This window comes from Mesorhizobium sp. ESP7-2, from assembly GCF_020164715.1.
Classification (GTDB): Bacteria; Pseudomonadota; Alphaproteobacteria; order Rhizobiales; family Rhizobiaceae; genus Mesorhizobium.
The window spans coordinates 186,588-203,216 of the sequence record NZ_JAIUGQ010000006.1; the positions used below are offsets into that span (position 1 = coordinate 186,588).

At 60.0% G+C, this 16,629-nt stretch carries 13 protein-coding genes and 1 pseudogene; 4 read left to right on the forward strand and 10 right to left on the reverse strand.

Annotation, left to right across the window (positions count from 1 at the left end; all coding sequences use genetic code 11):
• Positions 1-58: 58 nt before the first annotated feature.
• The 7 genes from cyoD to LB543_RS08950 all read right to left on the reverse strand — a co-directional run bounded on the left by cyoD (position 59) and on the right by LB543_RS08950 (position 10,622).
• Positions 59-523 (reverse strand): cytochrome o ubiquinol oxidase subunit IV, encoded by a 465-nt coding sequence (gene cyoD, locus LB543_RS08920; RefSeq protein ID WP_140810101.1) that lies wholly within the window; start codon positions 521-523, stop codon positions 59-61.
• Complete coding sequence (locus LB543_RS08925) at positions 520-1,227, reverse strand: cytochrome (ubi)quinol oxidase subunit III (RefSeq protein WP_140810099.1); 708 nt, start codon at positions 1,225-1,227, stop codon at positions 520-522. Before LB543_RS08925 ends, cyoD begins: the two co-directional genes overlap by 4 nt.
• A complete protein-coding gene (gene cyoB / locus LB543_RS08930; protein ID WP_140764478.1) occupies positions 1,224-3,227 on the reverse strand; it encodes a cytochrome o ubiquinol oxidase subunit I in 2,004 nt (667 codons plus the stop codon). The genes LB543_RS08925 and cyoB overlap by 4 nt, the downstream gene beginning before the upstream one ends.
• Positions 3,217-4,176, reverse strand: a complete 960-nt coding sequence (cyoA, locus tag LB543_RS08935; RefSeq protein ID WP_224597697.1) for a ubiquinol oxidase subunit II — start codon at positions 4,174-4,176, stop codon at positions 3,217-3,219. The genes cyoB and cyoA overlap by 11 nt, the downstream gene beginning before the upstream one ends.
• Before the next feature lie 225 nt (positions 4,177-4,401).
• Complete coding sequence (locus LB543_RS08940; protein WP_140810098.1) at positions 4,402-6,498, reverse strand: pyrroloquinoline quinone-dependent dehydrogenase; 2,097 nt, start codon at positions 6,496-6,498, stop codon at positions 4,402-4,404.
• Between the two features lie 9 nt (positions 6,499-6,507).
• A complete protein-coding gene (locus tag LB543_RS08945; protein WP_140764484.1) occupies positions 6,508-6,963 on the reverse strand; it encodes a hypothetical protein in 456 nt (151 codons plus the stop codon).
• 299 nt (positions 6,964-7,262) lie between these two features.
• Positions 7,263-10,622 carry a DEAD/DEAH box helicase gene (locus LB543_RS08950; RefSeq protein WP_181182873.1) on the reverse strand — a complete coding sequence of 1,120 codons (3,360 nt, stop codon included), beginning with the start codon at positions 10,620-10,622 and terminating at the stop codon, positions 7,263-7,265.
• A 241-nt stretch (positions 10,623-10,863) separates the two neighbouring features.
• On the opposite strand from LB543_RS08950, the gene LB543_RS08955 reads away from it, so the two are divergent.
• Both LB543_RS08955 and LB543_RS08960 read left to right on the forward strand, forming a co-directional pair.
• The gene (locus tag LB543_RS08955) at positions 10,864-11,598 is read left to right on the forward strand and encodes a Crp/Fnr family transcriptional regulator (protein ID WP_140764551.1); all 735 of its coding nucleotides are present in this window, start codon (positions 10,864-10,866) and stop codon (positions 11,596-11,598) included.
• Positions 11,599-11,616: 18 nt separating this feature from the next.
• Positions 11,617-11,853: a DUF6894 family protein gene (locus LB543_RS08960; RefSeq protein ID WP_140764490.1), complete on the forward strand. Its 237-nt coding sequence runs from the start codon at positions 11,617-11,619 to the stop codon at positions 11,851-11,853.
• Between the two features lie 1,400 nt (positions 11,854-13,253).
• Here LB543_RS08960 and LB543_RS08965 read toward each other — a convergent pair.
• Both LB543_RS08965 and LB543_RS08970 read right to left on the reverse strand, forming a co-directional pair.
• Entirely contained in the window at positions 13,254-13,817 is a 564-nt protein-coding gene (locus LB543_RS08965; RefSeq protein ID WP_411908752.1) for a DUF1003 domain-containing protein, read from the reverse strand.
• 222 nt (positions 13,818-14,039) lie between these two features.
• Entirely contained in the window at positions 14,040-14,471 is a 432-nt protein-coding gene (locus tag LB543_RS08970; protein WP_224597684.1) for an FAD-dependent oxidoreductase, read from the reverse strand.
• A gap of 135 nt (positions 14,472-14,606) precedes the next feature.
• Here LB543_RS08970 and LB543_RS08975 point away from each other — a divergent pair.
• Positions 14,607-14,753: pseudogene (locus tag LB543_RS08975) on the forward strand (endonuclease/exonuclease/phosphatase family protein); the annotation flags it as partial.
• Between the two features lie 273 nt (positions 14,754-15,026).
• On the opposite strand, the gene LB543_RS08980 reads toward LB543_RS08975, so the two are convergent.
• On the reverse strand, positions 15,027-15,269 hold the full coding sequence (locus tag LB543_RS08980) for a hypothetical protein (protein ID WP_140810096.1): 243 nt from the start codon (positions 15,267-15,269) through the stop codon (positions 15,027-15,029).
• A gap of 952 nt (positions 15,270-16,221) precedes the next feature.
• Here LB543_RS08980 and LB543_RS08985 point away from each other — a divergent pair.
• A complete protein-coding gene (locus LB543_RS08985) occupies positions 16,222-16,521 on the forward strand; it encodes a DUF1236 domain-containing protein (protein ID WP_140764496.1) in 300 nt (99 codons plus the stop codon).
• Positions 16,522-16,629: the final 108 nt, after the last annotated feature.

Sequence of the window (16,629 nt, forward strand, 5' to 3'; positions counted from 1 at the left end):
CTCCGGTTCGCCGCTTGCCATCCAATCGTTTCGCCTCTGCGACGGTGTCTTGCTCTTATCAGCCCGCCGGACGGGCCATGGCCGACGTCAGCCGAAGGCGTACGGCAGAACAAAGGGGTAGTAAGGCAAGCTGTTGCGACTTCATCGGCGCCATGTTCTGGTCGAGATGTCCCATGATCCAGATGGAACCGAGTACTATCAGCGCGACGATCAACACTCCGAAGGCGAGGGCCAGAATGTTGTTTGTGTTGTCTGGTCCGCTCGTCAGATGCAGGAAGAAAACCAGATGCACGCCAATCTGTGCAAGGGCCAGCACGACCAGCGCGGAAATCACCGCGGGCTGGTAGATCAACTCCGTCCTGGCGGCGATGAAGGACCCCACAGTCAACAAGGCCGCGAGGCCATAGCCGAGTAGATATCCCGGCAGTCCAGCCGCGGGCTCGTTGCGCGCGATCGTCTCCTCACCGGGGGCGGTATCGCGGGTGTCCCTGGAGGCGTCGGATGAGACGGTCTCGTCTGTCATTGTGATGCTCCCAGCAGATAAACCAGGCTGAAAATGGCGACCCAGATAATGTCGAGGGCATGCCAGAAAAGGCTGAAGCAGTGGAGCCTGCGTAAGATCTCGACCCGAAAGCCCTTCACCCAAAGCTGGGCCATCATGGTTCCAAGCCACAGGATCCCAAGCCCCACATGGACGCCATGGCAGCCGACCAATGCGAAGAAGGCCGACAGGAACGCACTTCGGGCGGGACCGGCACCCTCCCCGATCATGGTGATGAATTCCTGTCCCTCGAGGAGCAGGAACAACGCGCCAAGCACGCCGGTGACCAGGAGCCACGCCTGTGTGCGGATCATCGAACGTCTTTCGACCGCCAGGGAGGCCAAGCCTGCGGTGAAGGTCGAGGTCAACAGAAGTCCGGTCTGAATGGCAACGCGTGTGAAGTCGAACAGCTGTTTGCCGGTCGGCCCGTTATCGGTTGCATTCGCTAGCACCGCGTACGAAGCGAAAAACGCCGAGAACATAATGATATCGGACAGGAGAAAGATCCAAAATCCGTAGGTGACGGTTACAAATTTCGAGGCGGGACCGCCCTCGCCGTGTCCGGTGGCACCCTGGTGTCGTGAGCGCCCTTCTCCCTGCCCGCTCGAACGGCCCAGCACGTAGGGATCGCGTCTGGCACTTCCAGCGGCGATGTCGCTGGGCATCGTGTCGAAGTGGTCACTCATGTCAGTTGTTCCCTGCGCCGCAGCCTGGCGATTTGCGCGGCCGTGCGATCGCGGTCGATCCGTTCGACCTCCTCGGCCGGGATCACGATCTCGGCCTGGTCGCGCCAGGCGAACACGACAAATGTGGCATAGGCGCCGAGGAACCCGAGGATTGACAGCCACCATATGTGCCAGATGAGTGCGAACCCAATGATCGTCGCGAAGAAGGCTGACACGAAACCCGTCGGGCTGTTCTTGGGCATGTCGATCGGCTCGTACTGCCTGTCCGTCTTTGGATCTTGGCCTTCGATCGCGTGTTGTTTCATGCTCCAATAGGGCTCCTGGTTTTCAACATGCGGCTGGTGCGCAAAGTTGAATGGAGGCGGAGGCGACGGTGTGGACCACTCCAGCGAGCGCCCGTCCCAAGGGTCGCCCGTGTCGTCGCGAAGCTGGTCACGGTCCCTGATCGACAGTAAGAGCTGAGCGATCTGGCACGCCGCTCCAACAAGCATCACCGCGACACCGGCCGCCGCGATGACGATCCACGGTACCCAGGCGTCCACCTCGATATGCTGCAACCGGCGCGTCATGCCCTGCAGACCCACCACGTAAAGCGGTGCGAAGACGAGGATGAAGCCGAGCAGCGTGAACCAGAAAGCCGCCTTGCCCCAGCCCTCGTGAAGGCGAAAGCCGAACGCCTTTGGAAACCAGAAGGTGAAGCCGGCGAACGCGCCGAAGAGAACGCCTGAGATAATCACGTTGTGGAAATGCGCCACCAGGAAGAGCGAGTTGTGAAGGACAAAGTCGGCTGGCGGGACGGCAAGCAGAACGCCGGTCATTCCGCCGATGGTGAATGTGGTGACGAAGCCAAGCGCCCAAAGCATTGGGGTGTCGAAGCGGATCTTCCCGCCATACATGGTGAAGAGCCAGTTGTAGATCTTCACCCCCGTCCCGACAGCGATCACCGAGGTGGCGATGCCGAAGGCCGTATTTACATTTGCGCCCGCGCCCATGGTGAAGAAGTGGTGCAGCCAGACCATGAAAGACACGAGACAGATGAACATCGTCGCCGTCACCATCGAGCGGTAGCCGAACAGCGGCTTCGACGAAAACGTGGAGAAGATTTCGGAGAACACACCGAAGGCGGGAAGCACCAGGATATACACTTCCGGGTGGCCCCAGGCCCAGATGAGATTGACGAACATCATCTGGTTCCCACCGGCTTCGTTGGTGAAGAAATGAAAGCCGAGGTAACGGTCGAGCGTCAGCATCGCCAGCGTTGCGGCAAGGATCGGGAAGGCAGCCACGATCAGGAGATTGGCGGCCAGCGATGTCCAGCAGAACATTGGCATGCGCAGATAGCCCATGCCCGGGGCACGCATTTTCAAGATGGTGGTAACCAGGTTCACGCCGGTCAAAAGGGTCCCGACGCCGGATATTTGGATCGCCCACAGATAGTAGTCCACACCGACCCCGGGCGAATATGCGAGCTCGGAAAGTGGCGCATAGGGCAGCCAGCCGGTACGCGCGAACTCGCCGACGACCAGGGACATGTTGACCAGGAGGGCGCCCGTCGCCGTCAGCCAGAAACTGACCGAGTTGAGGGTGGGGAAGGCCACATCACGTATTCCCAGTTGCAGCGGCACAACGAAGTTCATCAGTCCGATCATGAACGGCATCGAGGCGAAGAAGATCATGATGGTCCCGTGGGCCGAGAATATCTGATTGAAGTGCTCGGGCGGCAGGTAACCGGGTCCGTGAATCGCAAACAGCTGCTGAGTACGCATCATGATTGCGTCAACGAAGCCACGCAGCAACATCAGCATGGCAAGCACGATGTACATGACACCGATGCGCTTGTGATCGACCGACGTTATCCAGTCATGCCACAAATAAGGCCAGTATCCCTTAAGCGAGATCCAGCCCAGCACGGCGAGGCCGGCAATAAACACGATCAACGCCGCTCCAAGTGGGATCGGCTGGTCAAACGGAATGGCCGACCAGTCGAGCTTACCGAGCATCGTTCGCCTCCTCTCGTTCCTGCGGTGTTGGGCTTGCCGAACCGGTGGGCGACGGCGCTGCCTTGGGCCTGATGGCCGGCTCGCCGCCGGACTGGTTCTTGGCCCGACCGGGGCCCGGGGGCAGCGCCTGGCGCACGATGGCATCAAACAAGCCTTGTTGTGCATGACCAAACACGGACGCCGGCACTTCGGAGCCTTGTTGCGCCAGCTTGCGGTAGAGGTCCGCGTTCAAGACGCCGGTATCAGCCTTCAGGCCGGACAGGAACGCGCCATATTCCCGCGCGGGAACCGCATGCACCAGGAAATGCATGTCCGAGAAGCCGTCGCCGCTGAAATGCGCCGACTGCCCATAGTAGGTGCCCACATGGTCTGCCTGCAGGTGCAGCTCCGTCCGCATGCCATTCATGACGTAGATCATGCTGCCGAGCTGGGGTATGAAGAACGCGTTCATGACGCTGGCGGAAGTCAATGTGAAATGCACGGGCACACCAGCCGGGATGACCAGATTGTTGACGGTGGCGACTTGCTGGTCGGGATAGATGAAGAGCCATTTCCAGTCGAGCGCCACGACCTGGACGTTGAGCTGCGGCTTATCGGAGGCTATCGGCGTGCGCGGATCGAGGTGCTGTGATCCGTAGTAGATAAGCCCCCCCAGGAAGAGGATCGTCAAGGTTGGAATACCCCAGACGATCAGCTCTATGCGACCGGAGTAGACAAACTCGGGATCGTAGCGGGCTTGGCTGTTCGAGGCTCGGTATTTCCAGGCGAAAAAAAGCAAAGCAACCAATGTCGGGATCACGATTACCAGCATGATGGCCAGGGAGTTGAGCAGGATCTTGGCGTTGCCGGCCGCGATTGGTCCCTGCGGGTCCAACACCCCTCCCGAACACCCGGTCAAAATCGCCGACATGCCCAACAAGGTGGGGACGGCTCGCGAGATGCGCGCCATGGCGGCTTGGTGGCAATCGCACGTTTCCCAGGCGCGTCCTTCGACCTCGCCCCTGCGCGCCCTGCACAGCGCCATCCCTGCGCTTTGGCGGTTCCCAGCTCTCATTCGAACCAACCCTTCACGGCCTCCCGGCGTGGCCGATGTTGAATCCGCGACACGATCACAGCGCTGCAGCGCCCCCAACATGGGCTTGCCAACGGTCCCGACAAGACCGGCATTTCGTGGCTACGGCCCCGGGAGAGCGTAAGCGGCAACCTGATCACCGACCTGATGCTTCAGAATGGTGTTGCCGCCGGCAACGAACACGACGTATTCGCGGCCGTGATATTCATACACGGCCGGATTGGCCACGGCGGGCGCCTGGACGATGTCGGACCACAGTTCCTTGCCACTGGCGAGCGAATAGGCGCGTACCTTGGCGTCCATGGAAGCGCCGATGAAGATCAGACCACTTGCCGTCACCGCGGGGCCGCCAATCGTCACGGAGCCGAGGTCTTCGGGCATATAGAAGCCCCACTTTTGCGACGCCCCCATCGGCCGGCGCCACTTGATGTCGCCGGTGGTCATGTCGATGGCCGCGATTTCTCCAAAGGGCGGCGCCCAGCAGGGCATGCCAAGCCAATTGAGAGCGTTTCGCAGTGACATGCCGTACGGTGCGCCCTCCTGTGGATAGTAGCCCTGCTCATTGCCGGAATTGCCAGCAAGCCGCTCGTATTCGGCGCGGGGATAGAGCTTTATGGATTGGACGACGTGCGAGAAATTGACCACCGCAGTTTGGGTGTTAGGATCGAATGCGACCCCACCCCATTGCACTCCGCCCGCCGAATCCGGGTAAGCCAGCACGCCGTCGCCTTTGAGGGTGGGCGGGCTGTACATGCCACGGTACGAAAGGCTGTCCCATAACCGGCTGCACTCGCCCAGGCCGACGACATCAGCTATTCGCCAGATTGGTGGCTTTCTGGACTGGTCCAGCAGCGGCGCGGGTTTGGTCGGAAATGGCTGGGTGGGGGCGTAGACCTCCCTTTGCACGGCACCGTCTCCGGCAGGCACGGGGCGCTCCTCGATCGGCCAGACGTCTTTTCCGGTGCGCCGGTCGACCACGAACAGAAAGCCCATCTTCGTCGCCTGCATCAGGGCGGGAATCTGTTTGCCCGCAACAGTGATGTCCATGAGCGTGGGCGCCGAATTGATGTCGTAATCCCAGATGTCGTGATGAACCCACTGTCGCGACCAGACGACCTTGCCGGATTCCAGGTCCAGGGCGGTGGTGGACGTTGCAAGCGGTATCGGGTCGGTACGGTTGCCGCCCCAATAGTTCGGCGACGGGCTGGAGACTGGCAGGTACAAAAGCCCAAGCCCTTCGTCCACGGACATTGCCGTCCAGACATTGGCGGTGCCGGTGCGTCTGGCGATCCGCGACGGCAGCGCCGAAAACGACCACTGTCGCGCGCCCGTCTGCGGATCCAGCGAGAACACCGTGCCGGGAGGCGCCTCGGCATAGGCCCAATCCTTGCCGGCCCAGCCGATGATGACATGATTGCCCGCCACGGTCGGCGGCTGCAAGAGCGACAGCGGAAACTTGGCATTGACATCGTTCCACTGGTTCACGTCCAGCACGCCAGCCGAGCCGAATTTCTTGCAGAGCTGTCCGGTATCGGCGTCCAGCGCGAAGAGGTGCGCGTCCATGGTGCCGAGATACACGATCTTCTGACAGCCCTCGCCCGCAATGGGCTTCTTGCTCTCCCAGTAAGCGACGCCTCGGTTCTTGAGAGCCGGCTGTGTCAAGGCTTTCAAGGTGGTTTTGGACTCGAACTTCCACTTGATCGCCCCTGTGCCGGGATCGAGCGCCAGCACCCCGTAGAAGGGGGTCCCGATATAAAGCGTATCATTGGCGAAAATGGGGGTTGCGGACCAGACGGACGCCGGCAATGCGCCTGAGCCATCCGACATATCGCCGGTATGCACCTCCCATACCTTACGCAGCGAGCCGACGTTTCGCACGGTGATCTGGGTGAGCGGCGAATACTTTTGGCCGTTGAGTTGGCCGTGAAAGCTGTTCCAGGTCGGTCCAGGCGGGATCAGCGGAATTGGCTTGGGCGCAGGCAGCGGGGCTGTTGCCGCCTCCTTCGGCGATCCTGGATCCACGGCCGAAGGATTGCTGCCCCCGCTCGTCTCTTTCGGCTGTTTAGCGGCATCCGGTATGCCGCCCGGTTGTGACTCGGGTGAATTGTTGTCATTTTGGGCAGAGACGGGATGAAGGCCAAACGCCAGCAACAGAAAGACGGCAAAGCTCAGGGCCGAGCGGAAGACAGCAGTTCTCATGGTTGTGTCCTAAGTCTTGGTCTGGCGGAAACCTAGCGTGATCAACAGTCCGGCCAGCACAACGGCAACGACCGCCACGAGCCACCAAGCGTGGAGAAAGACGGCGGCAGTGAATGTGCCGAGCGCTCCCAGAAGGCCCAAGATCCAGGCCAGGATGAAAACGGGCCCGCTATTTCTGAAGCGCAAGACGAGGCCGTCCAGCGCAAGCGCCAAGCTGGCGATGAGCACGAGCATGGCTCCGGCGGATCCGGTTACCCCGGTCAACGGGGCCGCGAAGTAATAGAAGGCGATCGCGGACGCCAGCACCGCCGCCGTGATGATGACGAGCGGCCCACTAGCGGTGACGTGCGGCAGTTGATGGGTCTTCATGATCATTCCTGCGAGGTCTTGGGATAGCCGCCCGCGGGCGTCTTGCGCCTGCGGCGAGGCAAGTTTGCTAACCTGAAGCCGGACGGTCTGTTCCAACCGCGGCTTCAAGATTTGGTGAGCGGCGGAAGCGCGCGGCTGTGCGTAGGCCTCAGCGCTGGGCGGCCCGCGCCGCACCGAGGGCGGGCACATAGGCGAGCAATTCCGATAGGAAGATTTTTCTGGGTGGCTTCAGTTACCGCCATCGGCATTCGCGTCCGTTGGAAGGCTATCGCAGCCAATTCCTTTACATCAGGCATAGCGCGATCGGTAACGGCGATCGGGTTATCACCGTGGAGACCGGACGCGCCTTCGTTATCCATCGATGTTTCCCTTGGTCGACAGTCCCTGCCTCGGCCTTAGTCGCCCGGGAACCGATCGCGCCTGGATAGTCGGCTGGCGGCCCTGGCACGCAAGGCGCCGAGCACCGCGCGGACGGCATCGATATCTGAACCGCGAGGCGGGATCGATGGCCTGAAAATCAATCGACCGTTGCGGAACTCGAAGCCCTGTGCGTTCTTGAAGCGCCATTCGGATGCCACCGGTTTCTTACGGAAGGTGATCGCGATGGCTTCGGGCCCCACATCGATCTTGCTGACGCCCAGTTCCGCCGCGACTATGCGCAACCTGGTGAGTTCCAGAAAATCCGCGACTTCGCCGGGAATCTCTCCAAAGCGATCCTCAAGCTCTTCGCCGAATGCGTCGAGGTCCGTCTCCGAAGTCATGTGAGACAGCCTCGCATAAAGGCCGACACGCACCGTGGGCTCGCTGACGTAGCTTGCGGGAAAGGCCCCATTGCCGGGGCCGTTGATGTCGGCAAGCTGCTTGTCGGGATTGGCCCCACCTCCAGCCAGCGAGACAGCCCGCTCCAGAAAATGCTGATAAAGGCCCGCTCCGATCAGCTTCATGTGCCCGGCTTGATCTTCGCCGAAGAGGTCTCCTGCCCCGCGCAGGTCGAGGTCTCTTTGACTGATCGCGAGGCCGGAGCCAAGCCGATCGAGCGCAATCATGGTCGAAAGTCGAGCTCTTGTGCCTTCGGCCAGTTCGACGCCAGGCTCGGTCAGAAGAAAGGCAATGGCCTGCACCGCTCCCCTTCCGACTCGGCCGCGAAGCTGGTGCAACTGTGCCAGACCGAATCTGTCCGCCCGCCAGATCAGGATGGTGTTGGCCCGCGGTACGTCGAGGCCGCTCTCGATGATGTCTGTGCTCAACAGGACGTCGCCGTCACCGTCAGCGAATCCCACCATGATTTCGTCTAGCCGTCTCCCTTTCATTGCGCCATGCGCCGTCTTGACCGCGAGTTCCGGCACCAGTCTGTTTAGCTGCTGGCGAACCGGATCGATGTCTTCGATGCGCGGAACCACTAGGAAGCTCTGTCCGCCCCGGCGAAATTCGCGCAAAAGGGCGGCTCTAGCCGAAGCTGGATCGAAGGGCGCCAGGATCGTGCGGACGGGGCGTCTTTTGGCGGGCGGAGAGTTGAGGACGCTGACCTCCTGGACACCCGACATCGCCGATTGTAGCGTCCGCGGTATCGGGGTGGCGCTCATGCTCAGCGTATGAAGGCGGGGCGCCATGTTCCGCAGCGCCTGCTTCAACTTGACGCCGAACCGGTGCTCCTCGTCGATCACCAGCAGTCCCAGATTGGCGAAGATGACGCTCTTGGCAGCCAGGGCTTGCGTACCCACAACCACGGCGAGCTGGCCGCTCCGCAGCCGCTCCTTGACCGTTCTCGCCTCCGCCACTCCGATCATTCTTGAAAGGTGGGCGACCTCGAGGCCAGTTCCCGCAAATCGGCGGCTGAACGTCTCGTAGTGCTGCCGTGCCAAGACCGTTGTCGGCGCTATTACCGCAACCTGTTTCCCACAGAGGGCTGCGGCGGCGCAGGCACGCAGGGCCACTTCAGTCTTGCCGAAACCGACATCGCCGCAGACAAGCCGGTTCATTGTTCTCCCAGACGACAGGTCGTCGAGCACGTCGTGGATGGCGGCAGCCTGGTCGGGAGTCTCCGTATAGGGAAATTTCGCCGCAAACCGGGCCAGGTCCTGGCGGGAAGGTTTTATGATCTCGGCTGGCTGGCTGGACCTGGCCTTGGCAAGGCCCACCAGGCCCCTGGCTAGCCTGTCGATCTCGCGCAACGCAGCCTTGCGTCGGCTGAGCCACCCGTCGCTGTTCAAGCGATCGAGCGGCACCGCACCGGGCTCCGACCCGTAGCGCCATATAAGCCCAAACTCATCGACCGGAACCAGCAAGGAAGCTCCGCCATCGTATTCCAGCCTGACGACATCCTGTTGTTGCCCGGCCAAGTCGACCTGTTCGACCGCCACGAGCACGGCCAGGCCATGGTCCTCATGGACGACGACATCGCCAATGCGCAACTCGGGTTCGAGCAGGCTGGCCGCGCTGCCGTTTGCCTTCAAGGCAGGACCAAATAGGTCGGTCGCCGTCACCACCGCGACACAGGATTGCTCGTCGACAAACCCGTCGTCGATGACGAATTCAGCCTTGAGAAGAGAGCCGCTTTCGGCCGAACGGATTTGCGGCCAGTCCGCCGCCGCTTCCATGCGCCGGCCAAGCTTCCGATCGAGCAGACGATCCGCTCGGTGCAGTTCAGGGGCCTCTCCCGTGAACACCACGCTGACGCCCGACCTTGTCTGCCTTTCGACGAACTCGGCGAATTGATCCCGGGATCGCGCTTGCTGATAGAATTTGGCAACTCGGGTGGCCGAAACAGTAGCATTTGTTCTGCAGTGTTTTCGAACTACGGCGTCCCATTCCCCACGCGACAGGTAAAACTGTGCCGGCAGGGGCTTTTCTGGCCCGGTAACCTCTCGCCTGGCACGACGTGCGTCTTCGATCAGGTCCAGGAACCGATCGAGCGGCGGGCCCTCGAGACCTTCTGGCAAGGAGACACAGGCGCTGGATGCCAGATCCAATACTGATGGCATACCGACATACAAGGCGACAAGGCGATCTTCCATCGACGTCGCGCGCATGGCCGCCAACTCGGGATGGTTCCCCGCTTCAAAAATCAGTTCGGACGCCGGTCCAACCGTGATCGACTCACGCGGTCGTTCGCTAAGCTGGCTGATCGGGTCGTATGTCCTGAGTTCTCGGATGCGGCTATCCGGACCGAGGACGACGCGAACGGGGTGATGGGCGCCGGCGGGAAAAATATCCATGAGGTCGCCCCGAAAGGCTATCTCTCCCGGTTCATCGACTCTCTCGTCGACACCGTATCCGACCGCCTCGGCTCTCGTTCGGAAATCATCCGGGTCGAACCTTTGTCCGGGCTCCAGGATTGTGAAGCCGCTGGCGATGACTGGTGCGGGGGGCACTCGCTGCAGAGTGGTCTCGATCGACAGAACCACGACGCGCGCACGTTTGGGCTCGCTTGCGATCTCACGGAGCGCGCAAAGCCTCCGCCCCATATTGGCGCGTGTCGGCCACACCCTGTCGTAAGGCAGACAGTCCCATGAGGGCAGGAAGATGATGTCCGCGCTCGGCAGAAACTGATGCAAAGCCCCGGCGATTTCTTCGGCGCTGCGTTCCGAGGCGGTGATATGGACCAGATGTTTGTTCGGACCCTCCTCCAGCGAGTCGGCCAGCGCCGCCGCAATTGCCGCAGAAGGCGGGACGCCCTGTTCTCCCGGACGTTTTCTGTCATTCGACGGATGATCGGCCTCCTCGATAGTTTCCGTCCGCGAAATCGGTCTGTTCACTGAAACCTCACCTTGCACCCAGTGGTGAACGTCAGCGGAGCAACCCTGTTCCTGTGGTGCGCATTGAAGGGGCCAGGCAGTGGAGGCGCGTACGATTGATCGCGTTCCGTCAAACAGATCCTAAGAGGAAGCGCAGAACTGGGACCCCACGCGACGGTAGCCGGCTCGGAAGCCTTCACCGCTATCCGGAACTTTTGGCATGGATAAAAGTTCGGTAGGCAAAATCAGCTAGGTGGCCATTTTGTCTCCCACTTCATCCTCGGATGTACTTGTCCGCAAGCTTCAGACCATCTCGGAGATTCGAGAGGCTGAAATTGCGATTTTGAAAAGCATACCGATCCAGGAGAAGGATTTTTCGGCCAATTACGACCTGGTGCGGGAGGGCGACCATCCCGTTTACTCGTTTGTGGTTCTGGATGGTTTGGTCGGCTCCACCAAATACACCGGCGATGGAAAGCGACAGATCACATCTTTCTTCGTCGCCGGGGACATTCCGGATCTGCACGGGCTGCATCTGTCTGTCATGGATTGCAATTTCTCGACCCTGACGCCAGCCCGAATGGGCTTCATGCGACACGACGTTCTACGCAACCTTTGCGACCAGCACCCTCGCATCGCTACCGCTTTCTGGCGGTCGACGCTGATCGACGCCGCAATATACAGGGAGTGGGTTACCAATGTAGGGAGACGGGAGGCTTATCCCCGCATGGCTCACATTCTATGCGAACTCATCTTTCGCTTGCGATCGGTCGGACGCATTCAGGATCACGTTGCGGATATTCCCATCACCCAGGCAGCCCTTGGCGATGCATTGGGGTTGTCAACGGTTCACGTCAACCGAACGCTTCAGGAATTACGACGTGAAGGCCTAATCGCCACCACGGGGTCGCGAGTGCATGCAACCGACTGGCCCGGCCTCACCCATGCAGGAGATTTCGACACGACCTACCTGCACCAAAAGAACCCCGCAGCTTAGTTGTGACGGAAGCTCTCGATGGCACGTTTTTTCTTCGACAGCGGCGATCGCGATATAGTCTTGCAGGATGAGATAGGTGTCGAATGCGGTGGCATCGAAGAGATCCGCCGCGTCGGATTCGAGGGCCTTGTCGATCTGACGAGAGATGCATTGAAAAGCGTCGACGGAGAGCAATTGTTTGTCGAGGTGCGTGACGAAAATGGCGACAAGATTCTGCGGTTGAGCCTCTCACTTGAGATCAGATTGATGAGATGAATTCAAACCCGATGTCCGCACCGCGCCGCGGTTGCTCAACCGCTACTGTTTGTATGCATGAAAGGGAACCATCAGCGGCCCGCCAAGTTCGAACCCACGGACAAGCTCGGGTTCCAACATGGAAGAAATCGGCAAGCCGCAACAGAAGGCAATAGCCCGTCTTATACGTCAGTGGATTTCGTCGGACGCCAGCCGTCGCCAGCTTCGCCAGTTGCTGGATCTGCCGACTGATGCGGACATGCCCCGCGAGCATCGCTCACGGCTTGACGAACTCGACCGAAAGCTCGACGAGCTTGCCTGCAGGAAGACAAATCCAACTGGCACTCTATCGCGACGTGTACTTTCCAGGACGGTCACGAGGCGGAAGCTCTGAAGACGGAGACTAGTCCTCACCTTCCCAGGGGTTGTCGGGAAAGCTGTTCAAGTTCGTTCTCGTCCGTGATCCCGGCTTGATAATAAGCCAGGATGCGATGCGCGCTGTTCTCGCTCGGTTTCGGTCTCGTTTTTGAGATTGCTGCGTGCAAGGACGCGGCTCAGTACGGCAAGTTCTGTTGGGGTGAAGGCATCTCTATGCATCGCATCTCAACTCCCGCGCCATCCGCTTCGGACGGGGCCGAGGCGGCCTGAAGCTGTTGATACCAGCCTCTGATGCCGGAGAACAAGGATTGTACAACAAGCATTGTCCGGCGCGCGCCCTAACGCTGGACGGCAAAGAATGTTCCTCACGTCTTCGTAGAACGAAGCACAAAGCCAAATCGACCGGAGTAAGCCGCTTAGTGAACAGTCAGAGCCAAGGTCCGATCCCGGGGTGTGAGGTTCCAGACCTTGGTGCGCCTTTACAAATTGAGAAAAACCGCGCTGTCCCCACTGATACCTGGCATTGTCGAGTTGGACCTCCATAATGCCGAGCGACCTCCACCCCGAAGCGGATGTCGGTGAGCACGGCCTCGAACCTCTTGGGATTAGGCCGAATGCAGCCAGCGCCTCGGCCGCTTTTTCGCTGTCGACCTGGAAGCCAGGTTCTCCAAAGCTGACCCGAGGTCGAGCAGGATCATCGTCCCATCTTCGACGATCAGAACAGCGCCATCGCTCATCGGGATTTCCCCAAGTCGCACGACCACGACTTCGGCGTCAACTTGGTTCCATCTGACACGCATCGGTCTTTTGTTAGCTGAATTCGAAGCCTTACCCGCCGCAGGTTCGCGACGGAGCCACGAAAGCCCGCCTCGGGCAAGGCCGAGGCGGGCTGAAGCTGCTTTGTCAGCCTCAAGGCCCAGACAATGATGGAGGATTGCAGGCCTGCAACCGAACCTTGAACTGCAGCGAATGTTCCTCGCGGTGAGCTCTCGTTGGATCAGTCTCTGCGGCGCCCCACCCGACCCGGGCATTGTCGTTTTCGCTCAAGGTTCCTCCTGATCTCCGGAAGCTTGCTGGATTTGCGTCATCACCTGCCGGGGATCGACATTCTCGGCCAGTTGCGGCAGCTCCTCGTCGGCGGGTGTCGAAACCTTAAGACGCTCCGTCAACGCAGCCACCATTTCGATGAGCCGGGTGGTTTCATGCTCGTTGAGAAGGCTGATCTGCAGGTCCAGCTCCGCTCGGCGTTCGCTGTGTTCAGACATTCTGTTCTGATTGATGAGCACGAAAGTGGACAGGAAGATTGCCTCGACCGAGGCGGCCATGGCCAGGATTACGAAAGTCGGATCCCAAGCTGGGACGGCGGGAATCGCGCCAAGGTTCGCTACAATCCAGACGACAAGAATTGCAAGGTGCAAATAGACAAAGGTCATGCTTCCCGCGAAGCGCGAAATGGCGCCTGCAATTCGCACCTGAACGTCTTCGTGCTCCTCCTGTTGTCGCCTGTCGTCGACAAGCGCCTGTATGTTCTGGTGAAGCACCGACTGCATGTCGGCTGGAGGTTGGTCGGTCATGTCAAAGTCCGGCTGCAGGCCGTCAATCTCCATCAGACACCCGTCCGCCCGGCCGGCAAGCGCCCGTTTGGCGCGAACGTGATTGATCCGGCAAGTGCCGCCAATGCGGCAAGAAGCAGCACGGTCGAGAGCTTCGGTCCATCTCCGTCGAACGCCATGTCAGTGCCTGCGAGGAACTGTCTTGCTCGGTGCCCGCCGTGCCCAACCTTCGGGATGACAGCTTGTTCCCCAGACAAAGACAATGCTTGATACCGCTCAAACGGCAGGGAGGGTAAGCTCTCTATGGACATGTGACGCAGCGATCGCAGCCTGTCCAAAGGCGACGGCTATCTGGTTCAGCGCTTTTACAACATCACCGATGGCGTACATGCCGTCGACGGAAGTCCGCTGGTGCTCATCGACGGTGACGTAGCCCTCCTCGCGACATCTCGCGCCGACAGCAAGGGCGAGTTGGGAGCGCACCTTGCACCCCAATGCCGCGAAAACTGCATCGAAGCGGCATATCGCTCCACCTTTCAAAATCGCCGCACAACCGTCAGCAGCCGGGCTGTACCTGTCGAGAGTGTGATGGATGGCTATTCCTCTTTCGCCGGCCGCACGACGCGTGCTGGTTGAAAAGTCCGATGCGTGGGTCGCCAGCATCGCGACATGTGGTGTGAATCGACTGAGGAAAATGGCCTCTTGCAAGGCACTGTCACCATGCCTTCAGCCGCCACGGACGGGCTGCAGGCAATGAATGAGGATCTGAGGCCGCGCAACACGGGATTGCCGAACTCGCCAACGGAGAGCGCCATTTATGAACAGGTCGCCTTAAAGCTTCTGATGACCCGAGTCGCGACCTTGAACGTGAACGGCGTCAACGGTCGATTGCCGGTTCTGCTCAAATGGCTGAGCGAAACGCACTACGACATCGTTTGTCTTCAGGAATTAAAGACATCGGACGAAAGATTTCCAGCCGATGCCATCAGGAACGGCGAGCTCGACTCGCCCCGGTGACTTAAGAAATCCGGGCTCGAGCCGGACCTCATGACGTACGTTCGTCGCTCCTTTGGACCGTTCCGATTCCCCTGAAGCGGCGACCAGATCGAAATCCAGGTGTGACAACGAGATAAGTCGCCTCGTCGTAGATTTTCGTCACCCAACTGGTCGGGCCCGCGCCATCTACATCTCCGCAAGCATGGCTTCCTGGCTGAACGCTTCGCCTCTCTGGGGGCCAGACCGTGCGCACCTGACCGTCGGAAGTCAGGCTGCGTTGCTGCCTTCCATTTTCCAGTCGCCCTGACAACGCGCGCGCACGGCAATCATCAGCATGGCCGAATCCGTCATGCCATTCTGGAAAAGCCTGATCAGTTCTCTCGCGATGGAATGGGCCGCCGAGGCGTCCGGCAGAATGGCAAACTCCCGGCACATCGTGTCGAAGACCGCACGGAGCGTATCCAGGTCGTTCGGGTAGAGGGTGTCCGTGCGAATTGTGCGGTCAAGCATCAAACATCTCCAAACGAGCGAGAGCGCGTGATCTCCCAAGCAGCGGGGCCCGTTACATGCCGCTGACCTCACACTTATGCGACACAGCGCACAATGTGTCGCTAACCTTTGATGTACCGCGCGAAGTTTGCGAACAAAGGATTCAGGCTCTCGCTCATCCCCTGCCGCGCCCAACCACACGGAGCGGTTTTCCGGGTCCAAGAGCCCACCAAGCACAACGAGACGAGTTGAGGAAGGCGTCGCTTCTAGACACAAAACGCTGGCAGGCCACCTTCTGGAGCGACCTGTCGAAAACAGAGTCGACGAGGCCGCCATCAGCACACAAAGCGGCCGTGATCTCTGATGTTTTCAGAGAATTCCCGTGGTGAGGACTACGACGATTCCGATTGCTGCTACGGCCATGATCAGGATCATTGCAGCCTCGAAGCTTCTTCCGGCTCGGCCAATGTAGGCTATCATTTCGCGCTCCCGATGCGCCACACCTCTTCCCCATCTTCCTGAAGAAACACCCAAGGCCTGCTAAAGCCGAATTACCTATGTTAACGATGTGTAAAGAATCCTTGGCGCCTCTTCTAGGGCTCGCTCGCTACACTTGCGAGCAGCGGGCGAGCCCTATCCGCGCAGGAAGGGACATAGCTGCGCAGATCTCGTGGCCCCGTCAAACAAGGGCTATGCCGACCGCCAGGAAAGTAATCGCCATCGCGAATACGGGTGCCAGCAACCAGCGTGCCTGGCCAATACTTTTTTCCATGAGCTTCCTCCCCAATTGCGACTGTCAACGCCCCCAGTCATATGGCGGTTCCCTGGTTTTGCTGAACGCAGACCTTTGCAGCATCATTCCAAGCCCAAAGTCCGGGATGGAATCAGGCCTAAAGTGTGGGCTTGGAACGTTTCGGATTCGCACACGTTCGACCCAGGGCGATTGTGCCCAAGCTCACAGGAAGGCTTTCACATGAGAATGCATTTCACCGCTGCCGCCGCCTCGTTTCTGCTCCTTGCCGGTGTCGGCGTGGCTGCAGCCCAGGACGTCGTTATCGCCCCTGAACAGGACACGGTCATTCAGGAGTACGTGCACAAGCAGCCCCTCGCTTCCGTGGAAGTCCCCGGCGTCGAACTCAACATTGGCGCCGCGCTTCCCGACACCGTCGAGCTTCGCGAGGTTCCCAACGTCAAGTATCGCTATGTCGTGGTCCACAACCGGACAGTCCTCGTGGAGCCGAGCACCCGGAAGATCATCAAGATCTATAACTAATCAAAGTTCTGGTAGGCCCGTCGCTGAATGAGGCGACGGGCTGTGCCCGATTCAGAAATGATGATCGTCATATCGAACCGGTCAACGTCGCATACCGTGCAAAACAGG